General features: G+C 70.6%; 23 protein-coding genes, 2 tRNA genes and 1 pseudogene. 17 read left to right on the forward strand and 9 right to left on the reverse strand.

Going from position 1 to position 23550, the window contains the following annotated elements:
* Positions 1-32: 32 nt before the first annotated feature.
* Complete coding sequence (locus HOO61_RS04635; protein ID WP_172257318.1) at positions 33-809, forward strand: 1-acyl-sn-glycerol-3-phosphate acyltransferase; 777 nt, start codon at positions 33-35, stop codon at positions 807-809.
* A gap of 123 nt (positions 810-932) precedes the next feature.
* On the opposite strand, the gene HOO61_RS04640 is transcribed toward HOO61_RS04635, so the two are convergent.
* The 8 genes from HOO61_RS04640 to rpmH form a co-directional block, all read right to left on the reverse strand.
* The gene (locus HOO61_RS04640; RefSeq protein ID WP_172257321.1) at positions 933-1937 is read right to left on the reverse strand and encodes a ParB/RepB/Spo0J family partition protein; all 1005 of its coding nucleotides are present in this window, start codon (positions 1935-1937) and stop codon (positions 933-935) included.
* Positions 1934-2872 carry a ParA family protein gene (locus HOO61_RS04645; protein WP_367650025.1) on the reverse strand — a complete coding sequence of 313 codons (939 nt, stop codon included), beginning with the start codon at positions 2870-2872 and terminating at the stop codon, positions 1934-1936. The genes HOO61_RS04640 and HOO61_RS04645 overlap by 4 nt, the downstream gene beginning before the upstream one ends.
* 202 nt (positions 2873-3074) lie before the next feature.
* Positions 3075-3758, reverse strand: coding sequence for a 16S rRNA (guanine(527)-N(7))-methyltransferase RsmG (rsmG, locus tag HOO61_RS04650; protein ID WP_367650026.1), 684 nt, complete (start codon positions 3756-3758; stop codon positions 3075-3077).
* A 50-nt stretch (positions 3759-3808) separates the two neighbouring features.
* A complete protein-coding gene (locus tag HOO61_RS24005) occupies positions 3809-4264 on the reverse strand; it encodes a protein jag (RefSeq protein ID WP_367650075.1) in 456 nt (151 codons plus the stop codon).
* 197 nt (positions 4265-4461) lie between these two features.
* A complete protein-coding gene (gene yidC / locus HOO61_RS04660) occupies positions 4462-5433 on the reverse strand; it encodes a membrane protein insertase YidC (RefSeq protein ID WP_172257329.1) in 972 nt (323 codons plus the stop codon).
* Positions 5434-5700 (reverse strand): membrane protein insertion efficiency factor YidD, encoded by a 267-nt coding sequence (gene yidD / locus HOO61_RS04665; protein WP_172257331.1) that lies wholly within the window; start codon positions 5698-5700, stop codon positions 5434-5436. It lies immediately after the preceding gene.
* On the reverse strand, positions 5697-6050 hold the full coding sequence (gene rnpA, locus HOO61_RS04670; protein WP_172257333.1) for a ribonuclease P protein component: 354 nt from the start codon (positions 6048-6050) through the stop codon (positions 5697-5699). The genes yidD and rnpA overlap by 4 nt, the downstream gene beginning before the upstream one ends.
* Before the next feature lie 24 nt (positions 6051-6074).
* A complete protein-coding gene (gene rpmH / locus HOO61_RS04675) occupies positions 6075-6212 on the reverse strand; it encodes a 50S ribosomal protein L34 (protein WP_011758123.1) in 138 nt (45 codons plus the stop codon).
* Positions 6213-6781: 569 nt separating this feature from the next.
* On the opposite strand from rpmH, the gene dnaA reads away from it, so the two are divergent.
* From dnaA to HOO61_RS04745, 15 genes and pseudogenes are all read left to right on the forward strand, one after another.
* The gene (gene dnaA / locus HOO61_RS04680) at positions 6782-8182 is read left to right on the forward strand and encodes a chromosomal replication initiator protein DnaA (protein ID WP_367650076.1); all 1401 of its coding nucleotides are present in this window, start codon (positions 6782-6784) and stop codon (positions 8180-8182) included.
* Positions 8183-8589: 407 nt separating this feature from the next.
* On the forward strand, positions 8590-9726 hold the full coding sequence (gene dnaN, locus HOO61_RS04685) for a DNA polymerase III subunit beta (RefSeq protein WP_172257337.1): 1137 nt from the start codon (positions 8590-8592) through the stop codon (positions 9724-9726).
* Positions 9727-9771: 45 nt separating this feature from the next.
* A pseudogene (gene gnd, locus HOO61_RS04690) lies at positions 9772-10749 on the forward strand (phosphogluconate dehydrogenase (NAD(+)-dependent, decarboxylating)); the annotation flags it as partial.
* Positions 10750-10756: 7 nt separating this feature from the next.
* Positions 10757-11884, forward strand: coding sequence for a DNA replication/repair protein RecF (recF, locus tag HOO61_RS04695; protein WP_172257341.1), 1128 nt, complete (start codon positions 10757-10759; stop codon positions 11882-11884).
* A complete protein-coding gene (locus tag HOO61_RS04700; protein WP_172257343.1) occupies positions 11874-12443 on the forward strand; it encodes a DciA family protein in 570 nt (189 codons plus the stop codon). The genes recF and HOO61_RS04700 overlap by 11 nt, the downstream gene beginning before the upstream one ends.
* Before the next feature lie 414 nt (positions 12444-12857).
* On the forward strand, positions 12858-14945 hold the full coding sequence (gene gyrB / locus HOO61_RS04705) for a DNA topoisomerase (ATP-hydrolyzing) subunit B (RefSeq protein ID WP_172258153.1): 2088 nt from the start codon (positions 12858-12860) through the stop codon (positions 14943-14945).
* A 60-nt stretch (positions 14946-15005) separates the two neighbouring features.
* A complete protein-coding gene (gene gyrA, locus HOO61_RS04710) occupies positions 15006-17741 on the forward strand; it encodes a DNA gyrase subunit A (protein ID WP_172257345.1) in 2736 nt (911 codons plus the stop codon).
* 7 nt (positions 17742-17748) lie between these two features.
* The gene (locus tag HOO61_RS04715; RefSeq protein WP_172257347.1) at positions 17749-18315 is read left to right on the forward strand and encodes a DUF3566 domain-containing protein; all 567 of its coding nucleotides are present in this window, start codon (positions 17749-17751) and stop codon (positions 18313-18315) included.
* Between the two features lie 72 nt (positions 18316-18387).
* Positions 18388-18461: transfer RNA gene (locus HOO61_RS04720), tRNA-Ile, on the forward strand.
* A 60-nt stretch (positions 18462-18521) separates the two neighbouring features.
* Positions 18522-18647, forward strand: coding sequence for a DLW-39 family protein (locus tag HOO61_RS23680; RefSeq protein ID WP_216658547.1), 126 nt, complete (start codon positions 18522-18524; stop codon positions 18645-18647).
* 33 nt (positions 18648-18680) lie between these two features.
* A tRNA-Ala gene (locus HOO61_RS04725) sits at positions 18681-18756 on the forward strand.
* Positions 18757-19052: 296 nt separating this feature from the next.
* Positions 19053-19589, forward strand: coding sequence for a hypothetical protein (locus HOO61_RS04730; RefSeq protein WP_172257349.1), 537 nt, complete (start codon positions 19053-19055; stop codon positions 19587-19589).
* A 100-nt stretch (positions 19590-19689) separates the two neighbouring features.
* A complete protein-coding gene (gene leuE, locus HOO61_RS04735; RefSeq protein ID WP_172257351.1) occupies positions 19690-20361 on the forward strand; it encodes a leucine efflux protein LeuE in 672 nt (223 codons plus the stop codon).
* A 113-nt stretch (positions 20362-20474) separates the two neighbouring features.
* Positions 20475-20807, forward strand: a complete 333-nt coding sequence (locus HOO61_RS04740) for a YciI family protein (protein ID WP_172257353.1) — start codon at positions 20475-20477, stop codon at positions 20805-20807.
* Between the two features lie 4 nt (positions 20808-20811).
* The gene (locus tag HOO61_RS04745; RefSeq protein ID WP_172257355.1) at positions 20812-22068 is read left to right on the forward strand and encodes an RNA polymerase sigma factor; all 1257 of its coding nucleotides are present in this window, start codon (positions 20812-20814) and stop codon (positions 22066-22068) included.
* Here HOO61_RS04745 and HOO61_RS04750 read toward each other — a convergent pair.
* Positions 22062-22706, reverse strand: a complete 645-nt coding sequence (locus HOO61_RS04750; RefSeq protein WP_172257357.1) for a hypothetical protein — start codon at positions 22704-22706, stop codon at positions 22062-22064. The two genes, HOO61_RS04745 and HOO61_RS04750, sit on opposite strands and share 7 nt — an antisense overlap.
* An 85-nt stretch (positions 22707-22791) precedes the next feature.
* On the opposite strand from HOO61_RS04750, the gene HOO61_RS04755 reads away from it, so the two are divergent.
* On the forward strand, positions 22792-23544 hold the full coding sequence (locus HOO61_RS04755) for an SURF1 family protein (RefSeq protein ID WP_172257359.1): 753 nt from the start codon (positions 22792-22794) through the stop codon (positions 23542-23544).
* Positions 23545-23550 lie beyond the last annotated feature (6 nt).

Raw genomic sequence — 23550 nt, forward strand, 5'->3', positions numbered from 1 at the left:
GGCGGGAGTCCCGTGACCCTAGGCTCCTCGCCATGCGCGATGTGACCTACCCCCCGATCATCGTCACGGCCAAGACGGCGTTCAAGGCCCTCGGCCAGCGCATCCGGCTCTCCGGCACGGAGCACGTGCCGCGCGAGGGTGGCGTGCTGCTGGCCTACAACCACGTCGGGTACGTCGACTTCGTCTACGGCGGACTGGCGGCGAACCCGTCCGGCCGCCTCGTGCGCTTCATGGCCAAGCGCGAGCTGTTCGACCACCGGTGGGTCGGCCCGCTGATGCGGTCGCTGCACCACATCGAGGTCGACCGCGGGGAGGGGCTGGGCAGCTTCCACACCGCCGTCGACTACCTCCGGCAGGGCGAGGCCGTCGGGATCTTCCCCGAGGCCACCATCTCGCGCGCCATGGAGCTCAAGGAGTTCAAGACCGGAGCCGTACGCATCGCGGCGGAGGCCGGCGTACCCCTCGTGCCGGTCATCATGTGGGGCACGCAGCGGATGATGACCAAGGACCACCCGCGCGACTTCTCCCGGGGGAAGACCATCGCGATCACCGTCGGTGAGCCGATGTACCCGACGGGCGACAACCCCGTCGGTGACACCGCTCGCCTCCACGCCCAGATGTCGCAGATGCTCCGGGACACCGTCGCCTCCTACCCCGCCGACGAGCAGCCGCCCGGCTCCTGGTGGGTGCCCGCCTCGATGGGCGGTTCGGCCCCCACGCTCGAGGAGGCGGCCCGCCTCGACGCCGCGGAGAAGCGCGAGCGCGCTCGCAAACGTGCCGAGAAGCGGGCGAAGAAGACAAAGCGGTGAATGGCTAGATCGATCTGTCGACAGGTCGATCAGTCGCTTTGTCGACAGTTGGTTGCCAGCTCGCCGCAGAGGGCCCGCTCGAGCGGGGAGTTCGTACGACAGCGGGGTGGGCGGCTGCTCGGCTCAGATCGGCCGGTCGTCGCGGTTGCGGGGGTCCATGATGTCGACGATGCGGCGCAGGTCGTCGAGGCTCGCGAACTCGACGGTGATCTTGCCCTTGGCCTTGCCGAGGTCGACCTTGACGCGCGTCTCGAGGCGGTCGGAGAGTCGGTCCGCGAGCTCGTCGAGACCGGGCGCGACGGGCTTGTTCCGCATGACGCGGGGGGCGGCCTCGTCGACGGCGCCGACGGACACGATCTCCTCGAGCCCTCGCACGGAGATGCCCTCCGCCGTGACCCGGGCGGCGAGCCGGTCCTGGAGACCTTCGTCGTCGACGGACAGCAGGGCGCGCGCGTGCCCGGCCGACAGCACGCCGGCCGCGACGCGGCGTTGCACCGCGGGGGAGAGCTTGAGCAGGCGCAGGGTGTTGGAGATCTGCGGGCGCGACCGGCCGATGCGCTGGGCGAGCTCCTCGTGCGTGCAGCCGAAGTCCTCGAGGAGCTGGCCGTACGCCGCCGCCTCCTCGAGCGGGTTGAGCTGGGAGCGGTGCAGGTTCTCCAGCAGCGCGTCGCGCAGCATGTCGTCGTCGTCGGTCTCCCGGACGATCGCGGGGATCGTGTCGCGACCCGCCTCCTGGGAGGCACGCCAACGACGCTCGCCCATGATCAGCTCGTAGGCGTCCTCGCCCGTGCGTCGTACGACGACCGGCTGGAGGAGGCCGACCTCGCGGATCGAGTGCACCAGCTCGGCCAGCGCCTCCTCCTCGAACACCTGACGCGGCTGGCGGGCGTTCGGGCGGACCTGCGTGATCGGCAGCTCGGCGAAGTAGGCGCCGGCCACCTGACCTGCCGGCGGCTGTACGCCATCGACACGAGCGGCAGCCGACTCCGGCCGACCGACTCCGTCGACCACGGACGCTGCTGCTCCCGGCGCGCCCGTCGTCGAGCCCGGCGGCGGTTGGCTCGGCGTGGTGGGGATCAGGGAGCCCAGGCCGCGGCCCAGGCCCCGGCGCGGTGCGTTGCTGCTCATGCGGGGGCTCCCTTGCTGGCGATCTCGCGGGCGGCCTCCAAGTAGGAGAGTGCTCCCGCCGACGCCGGATCGTAGGTCATCACGGTCTGCCCGTAGGACGGCGCCTCCGAGACGCGCACCGAGCGGGGGACCGCGGTCTTGAGCACCTGGTCGCCGAAGTGGCCGCGCACCTCGTCGGCCACCCCCGCGGCGAGGCGGGTGCGGGCGTCGTACATCGTCAGGAGGATCGTGGAGATCGTCAGTCGCGGGTTGAGGTGCTGTCGCACCATCTCGACCGTCTCCAGCAGCATCCCGAGACCTTCCAGGGCGTAGTACTCGGCCTGGATGGGGATGAACATCTCCCGGCCGGCCACGAGGGCGTTCAACGTGAGCAGCCCGAGCGACGGGGGACAGTCGACGAGCACGTAGTCGAAGCGCTCCTCGCCGACCTCGGCGGCCCCACCGACGAGGGGGTGCCCGCTGATCGCCCGGTCCAGACGCTGCTCGCGCGCGACGACGCTGACGAGCTCGATCTCGGCGCCCGCGAGGTCGATGGTCGCCGGCACGACCCACACGCCCGGGAGGTCGGCGGACTCGGTCATCACGTCCGCCAGGGGAGCACCCTCGACCAGCATGTCGTACGTCGACGGGACGCCACGGTGGTGCTCGATGCCGAGGGCGGTGGAGGCGTTGCCCTGCGGGTCGAGGTCGATGACCAGCACCTTCTGACCGAGCTGCGCGAGGCCGGCGGCCACGTTCACCGTCGACGTGGTCTTGCCGACCCCGCCCTTCTGGTTCGCGACGACCAGGACGCGCGTGGCGTCGGGTCGGGGGACGCCCTGGCGTCGGAGACCGCCGGTCCGTGCCAGCACCGAGTGCTGGGCTGCCTGCGCCAGCGGGGTGGCGTGGTCCGAGAAGTCGGTGTCCCGACCCGCGAGATCACCCGCGGTGCGCACCTGCCACGAGGGTCGTGTTTCACGTGAAACGTCGTCCGAAGCGGTTTCACGTGAAACAGCATTGTCGTCCCCGCCCTGTGGACGAACACCCACATTCTGTGGATATTCGCGCTCAGCGGGGGCATCGGAGGCGGTGGAAAACGGATACGGCGCATCGTGCGTCGTGCGCCATCCCGTGTTGTCACTGGGGCCCTGGCTCAACTCAGCTCACCTCTCGCTTGACCGATGACCGGTCCCGACGCCCGGAACGCCGCTTGGCGACGCGGGCAAGGGGCCAACCTATCCGGGACGGATCGGCCCACGGCACCCGCACCAGGGTCGTGGGCGGATCGACAAGACCGGTGCCCACCTCGAAGACCTCGGGGGTGCCGCACCGCCACGCGGTCAGGAACTCCTGCGCCTGCTCGATCTCCTCGTGGATCGACCGGCCCTTCATGGCGATCGTCGCACCGGACGGCGCCACGAGCGGCATCGACCACCCCAACAGCCGTTCGAGGGGAGCGACCGCTCGGGAGGTGACGACGTCGAACGTCGACGCCCCATGGAGGTCCTCCGCACGCCCGCGCACCACGGTGACGTGGGACAGCCCGAGCTCGGACACCACCTCGTCGAGGAACGTCGTACGCCGCAGGAGCGGCTCGACCAGCGTGACGGCGAGATCCGGCCGCGCGATCGCGAGGACGAGACCTGGGAGACCCGCGCCCGTACCGATGTCGCACACCGACACCCCCTCCGGGACGGCCTCGCCCAGCACCGCCGAGTTGAGGACGTGGCGCTCCCACAGGCGGGGTGCCTCGCGGGGGCCGATCAGCCCGCGCAAGACTCCCTCGGTGGTGAGCAGTTCGGTGTAGCGCTCGGCCAGGGGGAGCCGGTCGGACGCGAACACCCTCCGCGCCTGGGGAGGCACGGAGGGTGTTTCACGTGAAACGTCGTCGCTCACGCCGGAAGGATCACCACGTGCCGCTTGGGCTCCGCGCCCTCCGACTCCGACGTCAGGCCGGCGGCGGCCACCGCGTCGTGGACCACCTTGCGCTCGAAGGCGCTCATCGGCTCCAGCGACACGGACTCGCCCGACGCCCGCACCTCGGCGATCGAGGTCTCCGCGAGAGCCACGAGCCGCTCGCGCTGCTGGGCGCGGTGACCGTCGATGTCGAGCATGAGCCGGGACCGTTCGCCGGTCTCGCGGTAGACCGCCAGGCGCGTCAGCTCCTGGAGCGCCTCCAGCACCTCGCCGTTGCGTCCCACGAGCTGGCTCAGGTCGGCGCCGCCGATCTGCACGCTCGCCCGGTCGCCCTCCACGTCCATGTCGAGGTCACCGTCGAGGTCGGCGATGTCGAGCAGCTCCTCGAGGTAGTCCGCGGCGATGTCGCCCTCGTGCTCGAGGCGCTGCACCTTGGACGGACGAGCCGCGGCGTCCGCGGCGGCGGCCGTCTCGGACGTGCCCTCCGTGGCCTCGGTCGCAGCCCCCGTGCTCACTTCGGTGCTCGCCCCGGTGGTCTCGCCGTCGGTCAACTGCTCACTCACGTGTGTCTCCTGCTTCTCGATCAGGTCGGACGACACCCTCGCGAGCGTCGTCGGGGATGTCTGGGTCAGCGCTTCTTCTTGTTGCGCTGGGCCTTGGTCTGGCGGTGCGGCTGCTGCCGGGTCTGCGACTTCTCCGCACGGCGCGCCTCGGCCTCTGCCGCGAGCCGCTCCTCCTCGATCTGCGCGGGCGTCTTCAGGCCCTTGCGCGCAGCCTTGGCGCGGTCGCGCTCCTCCTTGGCATCAGCCGCCGGGGTACCGGGGGCCGGGTTGTTGCGGATGACGTAGAACTGCTGGCCCATGGTCCACAGGTTCGACGTGGTCCAGTAGAAGAGGACGCCGATGGGGAACGCGATGCCACCGACGGCGAAGACGACGGGAAGGACGTAGAGCAGCATCTTCTGCTGCTGCGCGTAGGGGCCCGAGAGCGCGTCGGCCGGCATGTTCTTGCTCATCAGCTGGCGCTGGGTGAGGAAGGTCGTCGCCGTCATCGCGAGCACCAGCACCGCGGCCAGCACGCGCACGCCGATGTCGTCGGTGTTGAGGAAGGTGTCGGAGATCTTGGCGCCGAGGAAGACCGCGTCACCGAACTGCTCGTTGAGCTCCACGGTCATGAGACCGCGCTCGACCTCGGGGTTCTTCGCGGCCTGGTCGATCAGCCGGAACAGCGCGAGGAAGATCGGCATCTGCAGCAGGATCGGGAGGCAGGACGCGAACGGATTCGTCCCGGCGTCCTTGTAGAGCTTCATCGTCTCCTGGGCGAGACGCTCCCGGTCGTGGCCGTACTTCTTCTGGACCTCACGGACCTTCGGCTGGATCAGCTGCATGTTGCGGCTGGACTTGATCTGCTTCACGAAGAGCGGGATCAGCGCCATGCGGATCACGAGCGTCAGACCGATGATCGACAGCACCCACGCGATGCCGGTCTCCGGACCGAAGATGCTGCCGAACAGCTTGTGCCACCCGACCAGCACCGCCGAGATGACGTAGTAGAGCGGTGCCATGATCGCGCCGCCGATGGTGCCGAAGAAGTCGAGCACTCATGCTCCTCGAGTTGCAGTGGACGTGGATGAGGACCGGTCGGCCGAGCCGGCGCCGGGAGGAACGGGGTCGTAGCCGCCGGCCGCCCACGGGTGGCAACGGCTGAGGCGACGGGTGGCCAGCCAGGTGCCGCGGACCGAGCCGTGCACGGTGACGGCCTCGAGGGCGTACGCCGAACAGCTCGGGTGGTAGCGGCAGACCTGGCCGTAGAGAGGGCTGATCGCGAAGCGCCACGCGCGGATGAGCCAGATGAGGAGGTGCTTCATGACGGGCCCACCCTGCTCAGGGTACGGGCGAGGTCGGCGCCGAGGGCGGCGTACGACGCGTCGGCCGCGGCCGGCAGGGCACGGACCACGAGCGCAGCACGACCCGGGAGCTCCTCCAGCGTCGCGAGGTGCTCCCGGGTCAGGTGCCGGAGTCGTCTCTTCACACGATTTCGCGTGGCGGCGTTGCCGACGGCCTTGCCGACCGTGAACCCCACCTGTGCCGGCGCCGGGGCCGCACCTGCGTCCACCCACAGGTGGACCACGAGGGTCGAGGAACCGGCGCGTCGCCCCTGGCGCACCGTGCGGCGGAAGCCGTCAGCGGTGGTGAGGCGGTGGACAGCGGAGAGCACGGCGGGTGCCGTGGGCTCTGGCCGTCAGACGGCCAGGCTCTTGCGGCCCTTGCGGCGACGGCTCGACAGGATGGCGCGACCGGCGCGGGTCCGCATGCGCAGGCGGAAGCCGTGCACCTTGTGACGGCGACGGTTGTTCGGCTGGTACGTACGCTTGCTCACGGCTATTTCTCCGAAGGTTTCGAGGGATGTCCACTCCACACGGCGTCGGTGCTGGCGTTCAACCGGCACCGCCCGCCCGCGCGGCCGCCAGGTGGCGGATCGTGGACATGCGGCACCCGTCGACGGGGAGCGACCGGCCAACGGTACGCGGCGGGCGTTCGGGGGGTCAAACCCGCGAGCATGCCCTGAGGATCCGCCTGTGGATGACATCTTGCTCCGCGCGTCGCCCCGTTGTTACGTTCGGTGCCTCCGCGGTCCGTCCCGACCTCGGTCCGACCAGGGTCCAGCACGCCATGTGATCCGGGTCACAGACCATCCGAACCGGTCTCTGACCTGCGGAAACGCTGGAAGGATTCCGAGTTCGTCGAGCCCCGGAGGTCCGATCCCGCAGATCGGTCCCGGCAGTTCACAGCTTGTGGACAACTCTGTGGAAGCCTGACCGCCCGACTCAGCGTCGCGGTGGCTCCCAGGCCGGATTCCGAGCAGCACACGCGTACGACGACATGGTGGAAGCGAAGGCGGTCCGGGTGGACGACCAGCAGGTAGATCTCGGGACGGCGTGGCAGCAGATCGTCGAGGACCTCCAGCCCAACCAGCGCGCGTGGTTGCGACCGAGCGTGCCGATGACGCTGCACGAGAACACCGCGATCATCGCCGTCCCCAACGACTTCACCCGCAACCAGCTGGAGGGCCGGCTGCGCAACCACATCGAGGACGCGCTGTCCGAGGGCTTCGGTCGCGAGATCCGGATGCTGGTCACGGTCAACCCCGCGCTCGAGGCAGAGGCCCAGCCGCAGATCGACGAAGCGACAGATGGATCTAGCGCTTTGTCGACAAAGGACCGCCCGGCCCCGTTCGAGCCGCCCGCGCCCGTCGCGGTCGAGCCCTACGAGCCGGCCGGGGTCGGTGCGGAGCGTCGGCCCTCCGCCCTGGAGACCCGCCTCAACCCCAAGTACACGTTCGAGACCTTCGTCATCGGCTCGTCCAACCGGTTCCCCCACGCCGCCGCGGTTGCCGTGGCCGAGGCGCCGGGCAAGGCGTACAACCCGCTCCTGGTCTACGGCGAGTCCGGCCTGGGCAAGACCCACCTGCTGCACGCGATCGGCCACTACGTCCGCAGCCTCTACAGCAACGCCAAGGTGCGCTACGTCTCCTCCGAGGAGTTCACCAACGAGTTCATCAACGCGATCCGCGACGACCGGCAGGACCGGTTCAAGCGGCGCTACCGCGATGTCGACGTGCTGCTGATCGACGACATCCAGTTCCTCGAGGGCAAGACGCAGACCCAGGAGGAGTTCTTCCACACGTTCAACACCCTCCACAACGCCAACAAGCAGATCGTGCTGACCTCCGACCGTGCGCCCAAGCGGCTCGAGGCGCTGGAGGACCGACTGCGCAACCGGTTCGAGTGGGGGCTCATCACCGACGTGCAGCCGCCGGACCTCGAGACCCGCATCGCGATCCTGCGCAAGAAGGCGGCGATGGACCGCCTCACGGCGCCCCCGGACGTGCTCGAGTTCATCGCCTCCAAGATCCAGACGAACATCCGCGAGCTCGAGGGTGCGCTGATCCGCGTGACGGCGTTCGCCAACCTCAACCGCCAGGAGGTCGACATGACCCTGGCCGAGATCGTCCTCAAGGACCTGATCCCCGAGGGCGGCGAGCCCGAGATCACCCACGCGCTGATCATCGCCCAGACCGCGGCCTACTTCGGCGTCTCGCTCGAGGACCTCACCGGCCCCTCGCGCGGCCGGCACCTGGTCATGGCCCGGCAGATCGGCATGTACCTGTGCCGCGAGCTGACCTCGATGTCGCTCCCCCAGATCGGCCGCGAGTTCGGCGGCCGCGACCACACGACCGTGATGTACGCCGACCGCAAGATCCGTCAGCTCCTCGCCGAGCGCCGTGCGGTCTTCAACCAGGTCAGCGAGCTCACCAACCGGGTCAAGATGCAGGCCCGCCAGGCCTGAGCCGCCGGCGTCACCTCGTACGACGTGCCGTGTGGAGAAGTTGTGGTTCGGTCCGTCGCGTCGTCCCCAGCCCCTGTGGACGCCTCGGGACGAACGACACGAACCGCGGCGCCGTCCACACCACGTACCGGTGTCGCCGTCCGGCATCCACACCCTTCATCCACAGGGTTTCAGGTCGCTGACCTGCACGAACACCCGTCGTCCACACTTTCCACGGACCCTATGACGACTATGAACCTCACCATTGACCCGATCTCCCACCAACACCTGACCCGCGCTCCTCTGGGGAGAACCCTGCCGCGGCGTCGGCAGCGCGTGGCAGGATGCACTTCCCACGTCCATGCGTGTGGTTCCCGCCTGCGTGCATCCGCTCGTTGCCCGCACCACCCCTCGTCGAGGAGACCCTTGTGAAGTTCCGCGTCGAACGCGACGTCTTCGCCGATGCCGTTGCCTGGGCTGCGCGCAGCCTGCCGGTCCGCCCCAGCTCCCCGGTCCTGGCCGGCCTGCTGATCGAGGCGAGCGACGCCGGCCTGGTGCTCTCGACGTTCGACTACGAGACCTCCGCCCGCGCCACCCTCTCGGCCGAGGTCAACGACGAGGGCAAGGCGCTGGTGAGCGGACGTCTCCTGGCCGACATCTGCCGAAGCCTGCCGGCCAAGCCGGTCGAGCTGACCCTCGAGGGCCCGCGCGTCTCGCTCACCTGCGGCTCCGCGCGCTTCAGCCTGCAGACGATGCCCGTCTCCGACTACCCGACGCTGCCCGAGATGCCGTCGGCCACCGGCACCGTCTCGAGCGCGGACTTCGCCCACGCCGTGGCCCAGGCCGTGACCGCAGCCGGTCGTGACGACATGCTGCCCGTGCTGACCGGCGTCCGAATCGAGATCGACGGCTCGACCATGGCGCTCCTCGCCACCGACCGCTTCCGCCTCTCGCACCGCGAGCTCACGTGGAACCCCCAGTCGCCCGACGAGTCGGTCGCCGCGCTGGTGCCGGCCAAGGTGCTCGGCGACACCGCCAAGTCCCTCACCTCCGGCGCCGAGGTGACGATCGCCCTCAGCGCGAGCGGCGCCGGCGAGGGGCTCATCGGCTTCGAGGGCACCGGCCTCGGCGGCGTCCGTCGTACGACGACGCGCCTGCTCGACGGCGAGTTCCCCAAGGTCCGGTCGCTCTTCCCCGCCGAGCACCTGACCGTGGCGAAGGTCAACAAGGCCGAGCTCATCGAGACCGTGAAGCGCGTGGCCCTCGTGGCCGAGCGCAACACCGCGGTGCAGATGAAGTTCAGCGACAACCAGATCGTGCTGGACGCCGGCTCCGGTGACGAGGCGATGGCCACCGAGGCCGTCGACGCCGACATCACCGGCGACGACCTGACCACCGGCTTCAACCCGCAGTTCCTCCTCGACGGCCTCACCGCCATCGACGGGGAGATGGTCGACCTCGCCTTCACCCAGGCGACCAAGCCCGTGGTCATCTCCGGCACCGACGCCTCCGACGACACCGGGTCGTTCCGCTACCTGCTGATGCCGCGCCGCCTGCTCAGCTGACGACCCACGCCGTTCACTCGCTCCTCGTGCACGGCTAGGGTCGCCTCTATGGACATCGGACTCGTCGGGCTCGGCAAGATGGGCGGCAACATGCGCGAGCGCATGCGCCGCGCGGGACTCACGGTCGTGGGCTACGACCGCAACCCCGACGTCAGCGACGTCGACTCGCTCGAGGCGCTGGTCGAGGCGCTGCCGAGCCCCAAGGTCGTGTGGGTCATGGTGCCCGCGGGCGACCCGACGCGCGCGACGATCAAGGAGCTCGCCGCCCTCCTGGGCGAGGGCGACGTCGTCGTCGACGGCGGCAACTCGCGGTGGACCGACGACATCGCCAACGCCGAGCTGCTCGCGGAGAAGCAGGTCGGCTACGTCGACTGCGGTGTCTCCGGCGGTGTCTGGGGTCTGGAGAACGGCTACGCCCTGATGTACGGCGGCGACGCCGACGACATCGCCAAGGTGCAGCCGGCCTTCGACGCGCTCAAGCCCGAGGGTGAGTTCGGCTCGGTGCACGCCGGCAAGGTCGGCGCCGGTCACTTCTCCAAGATGGTCCACAACGGCATCGAGTACGCGATCATGCAGGCCTACGCCGAGGGCTGGGAGCTGCTCGACAAGGCTGAGCTGACCGACAACGTCACCGAGGTCTTCCGCTCCTGGCGCGAGGGCACGGTCATCCGATCCTGGCTGCTCGACCTCATGGTCGCTGCGCTGGACGACGACCCCGGCCTGTCGCAGGTCGCCGGCTACGCCGAGGACTCCGGCGAGGGTCGCTGGACCGTCGAGGCCGGCATCGAGCACGCCGTGGCCACCCCGGCGATCACGGCGGCGCTCTACGCCCGCTTCGTCTCCCGCCAGGACGACTCGCCGACGATGAAGGCCGTCGCCGCGATGCGCAACCAGTTCGGCGGTCACGCGGTCCGCTCCGCGGCGCCCAAGGGCGGCGACGCCGAGGGCACGGCCGGTGCCGAGCAGTCCGAGACGGCGAAGAAGGCCGGCGCGGGCAGCGCCGAGGAGCCCGGCGAGAGCTGATGGACCCGTGCACGTCGCGCACCTGACCCTGCACGACTTCCGCTCCTACGCCGACATCGACGTCGCGCTGGAGCCGGGGGCGACGGCGTTCATCGGACGCAACGGCCAGGGCAAGACCAACCTCGTCGAGGCCATCGACTACCTGTCGCGGCTCTCCTCGCACCGGGTGGCGACCGATGCCCCCCTGGTGCGGGCGGGCGCCGACCAGGCCATCGTCCGCGCGTCGGTGGTGAAGGAGGGCCGCCCGGCGCTGCTCGAGGTCGAGCTCAACCCGGGCCGGGCCAACCGCGCCCGGATCAACCGCTCCCCCCTGCCGCGCCCCCGCGAGATCGTCGGTCTCGTGCGGACCGTGGTCTTCTCCCCCGACGACCTCACCCTGGTCAAGGGCGACCCGTCCGACCGGCGCAAGTTCCTCGACGACCTGCTCATCCTCCGCTCGCCACGCCTGGCGGGCGTCCGCGCGGACTACGACCGGGTGCTCAAGCAGCGCAACAGCCTCCTCAAGACGGCCGGCGTGGCCCGCGGCTCCTCGCGCGACGCGGCCATGTCCACGCTGGAGATCTGGGACGACAACCTCGCCCGGGTCGGCGCGGAGATCCTCGGCGCCCGGCTCCGGCTGGTCGAGGACCTGCGTCCCTACCTCGGCAAGGCCTACGAGGCCGTGGCCCGCGGCGCGAGCCGGGACGACGCCGACCTCGCGTACAAGGCCAGCGTCGAGATCGGCGACGACCTCGAGCGGGCGCTGCTCGACGCGATCGCCGCCCGGCGCAAGGAGGAGCTCGACCGCGGCATCTCGCTCGTCGGGCCGCACCGCGACGAGCTGGTGCTCACCCTCGGTGACCCCGAGCTCCGCCTGCCGGTCAAGGGCTACGCCTCGCACGGGGAGTCGTGGTCGTTCGCGCTCGCGATGCGGCTGGCGTCGTACGACCTGCTGCGCGCCGACGGCGACGACCCGATCCTGGTGCTCGACGACGTCTTCGCCGAGCTCGACGCCGAGCGTCGCCAGCAGCTCGCCGAGCTCGTCGCCGGCGCCGAGCAGGTGCTGGTCACGGCCGCGGTCGCTGCCGACGTGCCCGCGGCCCTGCAGGGGGTGCGCTACCTCGTCGCCGACGGGACGGTGACCCGTGACGACTGACGACCGGTCCCCCGACGAGACGGCCGGGACGCCCGAGGCCCCCGAGCCGGTCGCCGAGGAGCATCGCGCCGACGGCCTCGACCTGGCTCGCGCGGCCGCCCGCGCGGCGGCCGCGAACCCGGGGGCTTCACCGGCGCGACGTCGCAGCGGCCCCGCGCGACGTCGTACGACGGCCAAGGCGTCGGGCGCCCGGCCCGACGACCGCGACCCCCAGCTGCTCGACCAGGCGATGGGACGCCTGATCGCCAACCACGGGTGGGAGCTCGACCTCAAGGTGCAGGGCGTGTTCGGCCGGTGGGCCGAGCTCGTCGGCGACGAGGTGGCGGGCCACTGCACCCCGGAGACCTTCGCCGACGGTCGGCTGGTGGTGCGCACCGACTCGACCGCCTGGGCCACCCAGCTCAAGCTGCTCGCACCCACCGTCGTACGACGCCTCAACGAGGAGCTCGGGCACGGCACCGTCACGCTGATCGAGGTCCTCGGCCCGCACCTGCCGAGCTGGACGAAGGGCCGGTTGTCGAGCCGCGACGGCCGCGGTCCGCGTGACACCTACGGCTGACCGCCACTGGTCGCACGAGAGCCGCGATCTGCCGATCTGGGAGCCTCCGGACCACATGGGGGCCCACCGACCCCCCTGTTCGACCGGCTGACAGGCCCGCACGGGCCGTCTGGGGGCACTTTTTCGGACCGATCCATCCCCAAGCGGGGGTTGATGCTTCGGTTCAGAGCCCTTGGCGGGTAATATGAGCCCTACGAGTCGCACGTCGTGTTGCCACCGCAACCGCAGCGACTCGACTCATGTCGAGCGCCCCCGGACCGGGTTCCGGGGCGAAGAGCAGAAGGCTGTGCCTTGAGCGAAGAGAACCACGAGTCCACCCCGGCCACCACCGACTCCACCTCCGGTTCCGCTCCCGATCCACAGCCCGCCGATGCCCCGTCCGAGGCCGACCGCGCCGAGGCCCTCGCCGACGCCGTGGTCGAGGCCGTCGAGAAGCGGTCCAACACCGCGGTCGACGGCAGCGTCGAGTACGACGCGTCCGCCATCCAGGTGCTCGAGGGCCTCGAGGCGGTGCGGAAGCGCCCCGGCATGTACATCGGCTCCACCGGTGAGCGGGGCCTGCACCACCTGATCTGGGAGATCGTGGACAACGGTGTCGACGAGGCACTGGCCGGCTACGCGACCCGCATCGTGCTCACGCTCCAGGCCGACGGCGGCGTCCGCGTCGAGGACAACGGTCGCGGCATCCCGACCGACACCGCCCCCGGCCAGGAGATGCCCGCGCTGACGATGGCGCTGACCATGCTCCACGCGGGCGGCAAGTTCGGCGGCGGCGGTTACAAGGTCTCCGGCGGCCTGCACGGCGTCGGTGTCTCGGTCGTCAACGCGCTGTCGAGCCGCCTGGTGGCGGAGGTCAAGAACCGCGGCCACCTGTGGCGCCAGAGCTTCCAGCTCGGCGTCCCCGACGCCGACCTCGCGCAGGTGCGGCCGATGGAGGACGGCGAGCAGACGGGCACGACGGTCACCTGGTACGCCTCGGAGGACATCTTCGAGCACACCCACTACAGCCTCGAGACGATCACCTCGCGGCTGCGCGAGATGGCCTTCCTCAACAAGGGCGTCGAGTTCGTCGTGCGCGACGAGCGCCCCGACGCCGAGTCCCGCGTCGACGCCGTCCAGGACGACACCATCGACAACGAGGTCGACAACGCCGGCCACGACGCGATCAAGCGCGCCGAGACCGGCGGCCTCGAGCAGGTCTTCAAGTACGACCGCGGCCTCGTCGACTACGTCGAGCACCTCAACCGCCGCAAGACCGTGGCCAACCCGACCGTCATCTCGTTCGAGGCCGAGACCGCCGAGGGCGCCTCCGGGCAGCACATGAGCCTCGAGGTCGCGATGCAGTGGAACACCTCCTACACCGAGTCGGTCCACACCTTCGCCAACAACATCAACACCCACGAGGGCGGCACCCACGAGGAGGGCTTCCGCGCCGCGCTCACCTCCCTGGTCAACAACTGGGGCGAGGAGTGGGGGCTGATCAAGAAGAAGGAGGACCGCGTCTCGGGTGACGACATCCGCGAGGGCCTGACCGCGATCATCTCCATCAAGCTCAGCGAGCCGCAGTTCGAGGGCCAGACCAAGACCAAGCTCGGCAACACCGAGGCCAAGGGCTTCGCCCAGCGGATCATGAACGACCAGCTCGGGGCGTGGCTGGAGCAGAACCCCGCCGAGGGCCGGGAGATCGTCCGCAAGTCGCAGGCCGCGGCGAGCGCCCGGATCGCCGCCCGCAAGGCCCGCGAGCTGGCCCGCAACCGCAAGGGCCTCCTCGGTGGCGGCGGCCTGCCCGGCAAGCTCAGCGACTGCCAGTCGACCAACCCGGCCGAGTGCGAGGTCTTCATCGTCGAGGGCGACTCGGCCGGCGGCTCGGCCCGCCAGGGCCGCGACCCCCGCATCCAGGCGATCCTCCCGATCCGCGGCAAGATCCTCAACGTCGAGAAGGCTCGCATCGACAAGGTGCTGGCCAACACCGAGGTCCAGGCCATCATCTCCGCGCTCGGCACGGGCATCCACGAGGAGTTCAGCCTCGAGAAGCTGCGCTACCACAAGGTCGTGATGATGGCCGACGCCGACGTGGACGGCCACCACATCAACACGCTGCTGCTGACGCTGCTGTTCCGCTTCATGAAGCCGCTCATCGAGCACGGCTACGTCTACATGGCCCAGCCCCCGCTCTACCGGCTGCGCTGGAACAAGCCGGCCGAGCACGAGTTCGTGTACTCCGACGCCGAGCGCGACGCGCTGCTGCGCGACGGCCAGGCCCAGGGCAAGAAGCTCCCGAAGGAGAACCCGGTCCAGCGCTACAAGGGCCTCGGCGAGATGAACGCCGACGAGCTGTGGGAGACCACGATGGACCCCGACGCCCGCCTGATGAAGCAGGTCACGCTGGAGGACGCCGCCCAGGCCGACGAGATCTTCTCGATCCTCATGGGCGAGGACGTCGAGCAGCGCCGATCCTTCATCCAGCGCAACGCCAAGGACGTTCGATTCCTCGATATCTAGGTCGCTAGTCGCATCTACGACCACACCTAGACATCGATAGAACGCAGGAGAGAAGACACAATGACTGAGATCCCCACGGGTACCTCCGGCGGCGGCGACGGCTTCGGGTTCGGCGACGAGCGCATCCAGCCGATCGAGCTCCAGACGCTGATGCAGCAGTCCTACATCGACTACGCGATGACTGTGATCGTCGGACGCGCGCTGCCCGACGTGCGCGACGGCCTCAAGCCGGTCCACCGCCGCATCCTCTACGCGATGTACGACGGCGGCTACCGCCCCGACCGCGGCTTCTCCAAGTGCTCGCGCGTCGTCGGCGACGTGATGGGTCAGTACCACCCCCACGGCGACTCGGCGATCTACGACACCATGGTCCGCCTCGCCCAGCCCTGGGTGCTGCGCGCGCCGCTCATCAACGGCCAGGGAAACTTCGGCTCGCCGGGCAACGACTCCGCCGCCGCCATGCGATACACCGAGTGCCGGATGGCGCCGCTGGCCATGGAGATGGTGCGTGACATCGACGAGGACACCGTCGACTTCCAGCCCAACTACGACGGTCGCTCGCAGGAGCCGACCATCCTGCCGAGCCGCTTCCCCAACCTGCTCGTCAACGGCTCGGCCGGCATCGCTGTCGGCATGGCCACCAACATCCCGCCGCACAACCTCATCGAGGTCGCCGACGGCGCCAAGTGGGCCCTCGAGCACCCCGACGCCACCAGGGAGGAGCTCCAGGACGCGCTTCTCGAGCGCATCAAGGGACCCGACTTCCCCAACGGCGCCCTCATCGTGGGTCGCCAGGGCATCGAGCAGGCCTACCGCACCGGGCGCGGCTCGATCACCCAGCGCGCGGTGGTGGAGATCGACGAGGACGCCAAGGGCCGGGTGATGCTCGTGATCAGCGAGCTCCCCTACATGGTCAACCCGGACAACCTCGCGCTGAAGATCGCCGAGCTCGCCGACTCCGGCAAGATCCAGGGCATCTCCGACGTCCGCGACGACACCAGCTCCCGCACCGGCCAGCGGCTGGTCATCATCCTCAAGCGCGACGCGGTCGCCCGGGTCGTGCTCAACAACCTCTTCAAGCACACCGAGCTGCAGTCGAACTTCTCGGCCAACATGCTGGCGCTGGTCGACGGGGTGCCGCGCACCCTGCCGATCGACCAGTTCATCTCGCAGTGGGTGACCCACCAGATCGAGGTCATCCAGCGGCGTACGCGCTTCCGCCTCGCCGAGGCCGAGCGCCAGGCGCACATCTACCGCGGCCTCGCCAAGGCGCTCGACGCGCTCGACGAGGTCATCGCGCTGATCCGGCGCAGTCCCGACGTCGAGGAGGCCCGCACCGGGCTGATCGAGCTCCTCGACATCGACGAGGTCCAGGCCAACGCGATCCTCGAGATGCAGCTGCGCCGCCTCGCCGCCCTCGAGCGGCAGAAGATCATGGACCGCCTCGCCGAGCTCGAGCGCGTCATCGCCGACCTCGAGGACATCCTCGCCAACGTGGCGCGCCAGCGGCAGATCGTCTCCGACGAGCTCACCGAGATCGTCGACAAGCACGGCAACGAGCGGCGTACGCAGATCATCGCGGCCGACGGCGACCTGTCCATGGAGGACCTGATCCCCGACGAGGACCTCGTCGTCTCCATCACCCGCGGCGGCTACGCCAAGCGCACCCGCGCCGACCAGTACCGCCTGCAGAAGCGCGGCGGCAAGGGTGTGCGCGGCGCGACGCTGCGCGGCGACGACGTCGTCCAGCACTTCATCGCCACCACCAACCACCACTGGCTGCTGTTCTTCACCACGGCCGGTCGGGTCTACCGCACGAAGGCCTACAACCTGCCCGAGGCCGCGCGCGACGCCAAGGGCGGCCACGTCGCCGGCCTGCTGAGCTTCCAGCCCGACGAGGACATCGCCCAGGTGCTCGCGATCCGCGACTACGACCAGGCGCCCTACCTCGTCCTCGCCACCCGCACCGGCCTGGTCAAGAAGACCAAGCTGGGCGACTACAACAGCCCGCGCCAGGCGGGCGTCATCGCGATCAACTTCCGTGAGGACGACGACGAGCTCATCGGCGCCGAGCTGGTCAACGCCGACGACGAGATCCTGCTCGTCTCCCGCAAGGGCCAGGCGATCCGGTTCACCGCCGACGACGACCAGCTGCGCCCGATGGGGCGTGCCACGGGCGGCGTGCGGGGCATGAAGTTCAAGCACGACGACGACTCGGTGCTGTCTCTCTCGGTGATCCGCGCGGCCCAGGTCGCCGCGGAGGAGGCGGTGGCCGAGGCCGGCGAGTCCGTCGAGGAGAGCGAGGTGAAGGAGCAGTACGTCTTCACCATCACCGACGGCGGCTACGCCAAGCGCTCCCGCATCACCGACTACCGCACCACCAACCGCGGTGGCATGGGCATCCGCGCGGTCAAGCTCACCAACGAGGACCGCGGCGGCCTGGTCGGCGCGTTCATCGTGGAGGAGGGCGACGAGGTCCTGTCCATCACCAGCGGCGGGCAGGTCGTCCGCAGCCCCATCGACGCCAACTTCCGCCCGACCGGCCGTGACAGCCAGGGCGTGAAGTTCGTGACGCCCAAGAAGGGTGACACGGTCGCCGTGGTGGCCCGATCGGTCGAGGCGCGCGAGGACGAGGAGGTCGAGGAGCAGGCAGCCGAGTCCGCCTCGGAGGTCGAGGCAGGCGCCCGCGAGGCCGCGACCGTTTCGCCGGACGTGGCCGACGGTGCAACAATCGACGGGCAGGACGCCGTCGAGGCGCCTGTCGAGCCCGCCGCCGACGACGACACCGAGGAGTGAGTGATCGATGTCGGAACGCACCGCGCCACCCGGTCGTGACACCGCCCGCCGTACCTCCGCGGGCGACCGCGAGCCCGCCAAGCGGTCCCTGACCGAGCGGCTCCAGGACACGCTGTCCAGCGCCGCCGAGGAGCACCGCGCCAACGCGGGACCCGCCTCGTCGCGCGGCAGTCGCGTACGACGTGCGGCCGGGCGCCAGCCGCGCCGCGCCCGCCTGCGGCTGACCCGGGTGGACCCGTGGTCGGTGATGAAGACGTCGTTCCTGCTCTCCGTCGCCTTCGGCGTCGTCACCTTCGTCGCCATCTTCATGGTGTGGTCGGTGCTCGGCGCGGCCGGCGTGTGGGAGTCGATCAACTCGGCCGTCGCCAGCATCGTCGAGGGCGACAGCGGCAACTCCACCTTCGACGTCACCGACTACGTCGGGATGTCCCGCGTGCTCGGCTTCACGCTGCTCGTCTCGGTGGTCGACGTCATCCTGATCACCGCGATCGCCACGCTCACCGCGTTCCTCTACAACCTCGCGGCCGCCCTCCTCGGCGGCATCGAGGTGACCCTCGCCGAGGACGAGAAGTGAGCTGACCGCCTCGATTGGCACCGCCTGACCACGGTCAGGTAACCTTCGGCGTCGCCGCTTGCGGCGTTGCACGGGCCTATAGCTCAGACGGTTAGAGCGCTTCCCTGATAAGGAAGAGGTCGGAGGTTCAAGTCCTCCTAGGCCCACTCCATCCCCCTCGCACCACCCCTTCGCTCCGCACCTTCGCTCCGATCCGAGGAGAGTCCATGAAGAAGCTCCTGCTGGTCGCCCTCGCCGCCGCCGGTGCGTTCGTCGCGAAGAAGAAGATGGACGAGGGCAAGAACGAGCAGGCCCTCTGGGCCGAGGCCACCGACACCGTCGACAAGGCCTGACGCTCCACTACCCGGGCGTGCTCAGCGTCCAACGGGGCCTTGGCGCAATTGGTAGCGCACCTGCTTTGCAAGCAGGGGGTTAGGGGTTCGAGTCCCCTAGGCTCCACCACTCTCGCTCGCGTGTTGCACCGGGCGCAATTGGTAGCGGCTCGACCATCCGTGGCTGCAAGCAGGGGGTCAGGGGTTCGAGTCCCCTAGGCTCCACCACTCTCGCTCGCGTGTTGCACCGGGCGCAATTGGTAGCGGCTCGACCATCCGTGGCTGCAAGCAGGGGGTCAGGGGTTCGAGTCCCCTAGGCTCCACCACTCTCGCTCGCGTGTTGCACCGGGCGCAATTGGTAGCGGCTCGACCATCCGTGCGCTGCAAGCAGGGGGTCAGGGGTTCGAGTCCCCTAGGCTCCACCAGATGACTCCCTGTCGCGTCCTGGTCATCGGCGCGACGGCCTCGGGGACGACGACCCTCGCCCGTGCCCTGGCCGACCGGTGGTCCGTGCCGCACGCCGACACCGACGACTACTTCTGGGTCCCGACCGACCCGCCGTACACCGACAAGCGACCCGAGGCCGACCGGCTGCGGCTGATGGCCGAGGTCTTCCTCCCACGCCGGGCGTGGGTCCTGTCCGGCTCGGTGATGGGCTGGGGCGAGCCGATGCTCGACCACGTCGACCGGCTGGTCTTCTGCACCGTGGACCCCGACGTACGCCTCGCTCGCCTGAAGGCCCGGGAGTCGGTGAGGTACGGCGATCGGATCCACGCCGGCGGCGATCTCGCCACGACGCACGAGGAGTTCATGACGTGGGCGGCCGGCTACGAGGTGTCGGACTTCCCGGGGCGCAGCCGGGTGCTCCACGAGGAGTGGATGACCCGGTTCAGCGGCCCGGTCCACCGGGTCGACACCTCGCCCCCGGTCGCCGAGCTGGTCCGGCAGATCGTGGAGTCCTGAGGTCACCCGGTGACCTCACGGATCCGCGCTCTCGTGTGACCTTCCGCCCATCCCTCGAAATCGGTCCCGGCGGCCTCACGCGCGGTCGCACACTGGTCCCGTGCTGGGCATCACCGACCTCCCGACCTACCTCGTCGGACTCGTCCTGATCATCCTGCTGCCGGGTCCGAACTCGCTCTACGTCCTCTCCGTCGCGGCGCGACGCGGGGTGCGCAGCGGGTACGCCGGCGCGGCGGGCGTGTGGACGGGCGACGCGGTGCTGATGACGTTGTCCGCGGCAGGTGTCGCGTCGCTGCTCCAGGCCAACGACGCGGCGTTCGCGGTCGTGAAGTGGGCGGGGGCGTCGTACCTGTTGTGGCTCGCGATCGGCATGCTGCGCGCGGCCTGGGGGATGTGGCGCTCGCGCCTGACGGTCGCCGAGCAGATCGCCGACGCGGCCGTCGAGGCGGGGGTCGAGCCGAGGGCGCGGGGCGAGCGGCCCTACCGGCGGGCGCTGGTGATCAGCCTGCTCAACCCCAAGGCGATCCTCTTCTTCGTCGCGTTCTTCGTGCAGTTCGTCGACCCGGCCTACGCCCACCCGGCCGTGTCGTTCCTCGCCCTCGGCACCCTGGCGACCCTCGCCAGCGCGGCGTACCTGACGGTCCTGATCCTCGCCGGCACCCACCTCGCGGCCGCCTTCCGGCGTCGCAAGGCGCTGTCGGCCGGGGCGACGTCGGCCGTCGGCGCGGTCTTCGTCGGCTTCGCGGTCAAGCTCGCGCTGGCCTCGGCCTGACCCGCTGCGCAGAAATCGGTCGCCCGGCGCTGTCGTATCCGGGTCGTCGCGTTCGTGGTAGGGGTGAGAGGTCGCCCGGCAGGGGCGGCCGCCGACCACTGGAGATGACCGTCATGCACTACCTCCTCACCGTCATCGGAGACACCGACAACCCGGCCGACGACTCCGCACCCGGCGCGATCGACGCCTTCAACGACCGGCTCAAGGACGAGGGCCGCTGGGTCTTCGGCGGCGGTCTCACCGACCCGCAGGACGCCACCGTCGCCGACAGCCGCAGCGGCGAGCCGGTGTTCACCGACGGGCCGTTCGTGGAGTCCAAGGAGTTCCTCGCCGGCTTCTGGGTCGTCACCGCCGACGACCTCGACGTCGCCCTCGCGCTGTCCGCCGACGCCTCGCGCGCCTGCCACCGCAAGGTGGAGGTCCGTCCGTTCGGCGGCGTGGCGTGACCCCATGACCCACCCCGGCGCCGAGGGGCTCGACGACCTCCTGGCCCGGGTCCACCGCGAGGAGTGGGCCCGGGTCGTGGCCACCCTCGCGCGGCGCTTCGGCGACCTCGACGTCGCCGAGGACGCCGCTGCCGAGGCCTTCGCCGTCGCCGTCGAGCGGTGGCGCGCCGACGGCGTACCCCCGAACCCGGGCGCCTGGCTGACCACCACCGCCGCGAACAAGGCGCTCGACCGCGTACGCCGGGAGAGCCGGCGCGCGGCCAAGCAGAGGCAGGCCCACATGCTCACCGACCAGCTCGCCGGACCACCCGAGCCCACCGGGGCCGTCGCGGACGAGCGGCTCCGGTTGCTCTTCACCTGCGCCCACCCCGCCCTCGCGATGGAGGCGCGCGTCGCGCTCACGCTGCGGATGGTCGGCGGCCTCACCGTCGGCGAGATCGCGCACGCGTTCCTCGTGCCGGAGCCGACCATCGCGCAACGGATCACGCGCGCCAAGGCGAAGATCAGGGCCGCCGGCATCCCGTGGCGCGTCCCTGCCGCGGCGGACCTGCCGGCCCGCGTCGACGGCGTGCTGACCGTGCTCTACCTCGTCTTCAATGAGGGCTACCTCGCCAGCGGACCCGGGAGCGAACCGGTGCGTGCCGACCTGACGGGGGAGGCGATCCGGCTCATCCGCCTGGTGCGCGAGCTGCTGGACGACGATGCCGAGGCGACGGGGCTGCTCGCGTTGATGCTCCTCACGGAGGCACGGCGTACGGCCCGGGTGTCCGCGGGCGGCGAGCTGGTCACCCTCGACCAGCAGGACCGTGGCGCCTGGGACCGTGAGCTCATCGCCGAGGGTCACGCCCTCGTCCGGGAGCGTCTGGCCTCGGGCCTGCCGCCCGGTCGCTACCAGGTGCTCGCCGCGATCAACGCCGTCCACACCGACGCCGCCGACGCCCGGGACGTCGACTGGTCACAGGTGGTGGCGCTCTACGACCAGCTGACCCGGCTCGACCCGTCGCCGGTCGTGGCCCTCAACCGCGCGATCGCCGTCGGCGCGCTCGACGGTCCGCACGTCGCCATCGCCCAGGTGGACGCGCTGGCAGCACGCCTCGACGGCTACCACGCGTTCCACGCGACCCGGGCCGACCTGCTCCGCCGGCTGGGCCGCAGCCCGGAGGCGCGCGCGGCCTACGACCGGGCGATCGGGCTGGCACGCAACTCTGCCGAGTCGGCGTACCTCACCCGGCGGCGCGACGAGCTCGGCCCGGCTCAGTAGCCGCGGATGCCCTCGCTGAGCAGCGTCGTCCCCTCGTCGCCGAGCGGGAGCCGGATGCCGGCGGACGGGTCGGGCCAGCGGATGCCCATGCGACGCCACATCTCGGTCACCACCCAGCCGTCGAGGAGGGTGTGGGAGTCCGACCGGTGTGCCCTGATCGGCGGCAGCAGCCGCGAGCGGGCCCGACGCACCGACACCTGGCGGAAGTATGGCCCGATCTCGGCAGGGTCCGCCCCGACGGCCTGGGCGACGAGCTCGGGGTCGCCCTGCCAGGAGTCGTCGAACTCCCCCGGACCGAAGTAGCCGGGGAGGTTGACGTGCCGGTCCAGCACCTCGCCCCCGTCGACGAGCCAGTGCGACCAGAACACGTCCTCGTAGATCACCACCGCCGACGCGAGCACCTGCAGCCGACGGGTCAGCTCGACCGCGAGCTTGTCGGAAGGCACCACGTAGTGCGGGCGCACGACGACCCAGCCCGGGGCGGAGCGGGTGACGCTGACGTCGTAGCGCTCGTCGGTCCGGCCGCGGTCGGCATCGGCGACCGGGTCGACCCGACGCCCGAGCCCCCGCAGGATCGACAGCAGCACGTCGGCCACCTCGTCGGCATCGCCGGTGCGCAGCGCGACCGCGGTCTCCATCACCCCATGCCGCGCATCGTGGCACGCGTCACGCGGGCGCGGAGCCGATTCGTGGCGCTTCGTGGTGGCTGGGACAATCGAGGCCGTGACCGCCCCCCGCCGACCCGGCCTGCTGACCGACCTCGGCGCGGCGGTCCTCGCGCTCGTGCTGGTGGGCATCGCGGGACTGCTCGGGAAGTGGCAGTACGACGCCTGGCAGGCGCACCGCGACGCCGAGGCACGCGACCTGACCGGCGTCGCGGCGGTGCCGCTGGACGAGGTGATGGGCAACGACGACCCGTTCCCCGCCCCCGACCTGGGCCGTCCCGTGGACGTGTCGGGTGAGTGGCTCGACGGGGGTTTCTGGGTCGCCGACCGCGACCGCGGTGACCAGCCCGGCTACTGGGCGGTGACGCCGCTCCAGACCGGCGACGCCGCGGTGCTCGTCGTCCGCGGCTGGGCACCCGAGCCCGACCCCGACCTGCTCGCCGTGGCGGGCGAGGCCGAGGTGACCGGCTGGCTGCAGCCCCCGGAGGGCACGCTGGTCGTCGACGACGACCCGTCCGACGACGTCTTCCCCGAGATCCGCGTCGCCGACGCCGTGCAGCGGGTCGACGTCGACCTGTGGTCGGCGTACGTGATCAGCCAGGAGCCCGGCCCCGGGCTGGAGGAGGCGGAGCTCGCGTCGCTGCCCACCCCGAGCCGGACGACCGGCATCCGCAACCTGCTCTACGCCTTCGAGTGGTGGGTCTTCGGGGCGTTCGCGGCCTTCATCTGGTGGCGCTGGCGCCGCGACGCCACCAAGCCCGACCTGGATCCCGACGTGGCGCCCGAGCTGTCCCGACCGAGCGCCGGATAGGTTGGC

The organism is Nocardioides sp. zg-1230, from assembly GCF_013155335.1.
Lineage (GTDB): Bacteria > Actinomycetota > Actinomycetes > Propionibacteriales > Nocardioidaceae > Nocardioides.

What these genes read in the sequence shown, in the direction of transcription:
- HOO61_RS04635 (WP_172257318.1), top strand. Translation starts at nt 33, where the DNA reads ATGCGCGATGTGACCTACCCCCCGATCATCGTCACGGCCAAGACGGCG.
- HOO61_RS04640 (WP_172257321.1), bottom strand. Translation starts at nt 1,937, where the DNA reads ATGAGCAGCAACGCACCGCGCCGGGGCCTGGGCCGCGGCCTGGGCTCC.
- yidD (WP_172257331.1), bottom strand. Translation starts at nt 5,700, where the DNA reads ATGAAGCACCTCCTCATCTGGCTCATCCGCGCGTGGCGCTTCGCGATC.
- gyrA (WP_172257345.1), top strand. Translation starts at nt 15,006, where the DNA reads ATGACTGAGATCCCCACGGGTACCTCCGGCGGCGGCGACGGCTTCGGG.
- HOO61_RS04715 (WP_172257347.1), top strand. Translation starts at nt 17,749, where the DNA reads ATGTCGGAACGCACCGCGCCACCCGGTCGTGACACCGCCCGCCGTACC.
- HOO61_RS23680 (WP_216658547.1), top strand. Translation starts at nt 18,522, where the DNA reads ATGAAGAAGCTCCTGCTGGTCGCCCTCGCCGCCGCCGGTGCGTTCGTC.
- HOO61_RS04730 (WP_172257349.1), top strand. Translation starts at nt 19,053, where the DNA reads ATGACTCCCTGTCGCGTCCTGGTCATCGGCGCGACGGCCTCGGGGACG.
- HOO61_RS04740 (WP_172257353.1), top strand. Translation starts at nt 20,475, where the DNA reads ATGCACTACCTCCTCACCGTCATCGGAGACACCGACAACCCGGCCGAC.
- HOO61_RS04745 (WP_172257355.1), top strand. Translation starts at nt 20,812, where the DNA reads ATGACCCACCCCGGCGCCGAGGGGCTCGACGACCTCCTGGCCCGGGTC.
- HOO61_RS04750 (WP_172257357.1), bottom strand. Translation starts at nt 22,706, where the DNA reads ATGGAGACCGCGGTCGCGCTGCGCACCGGCGATGCCGACGAGGTGGCC.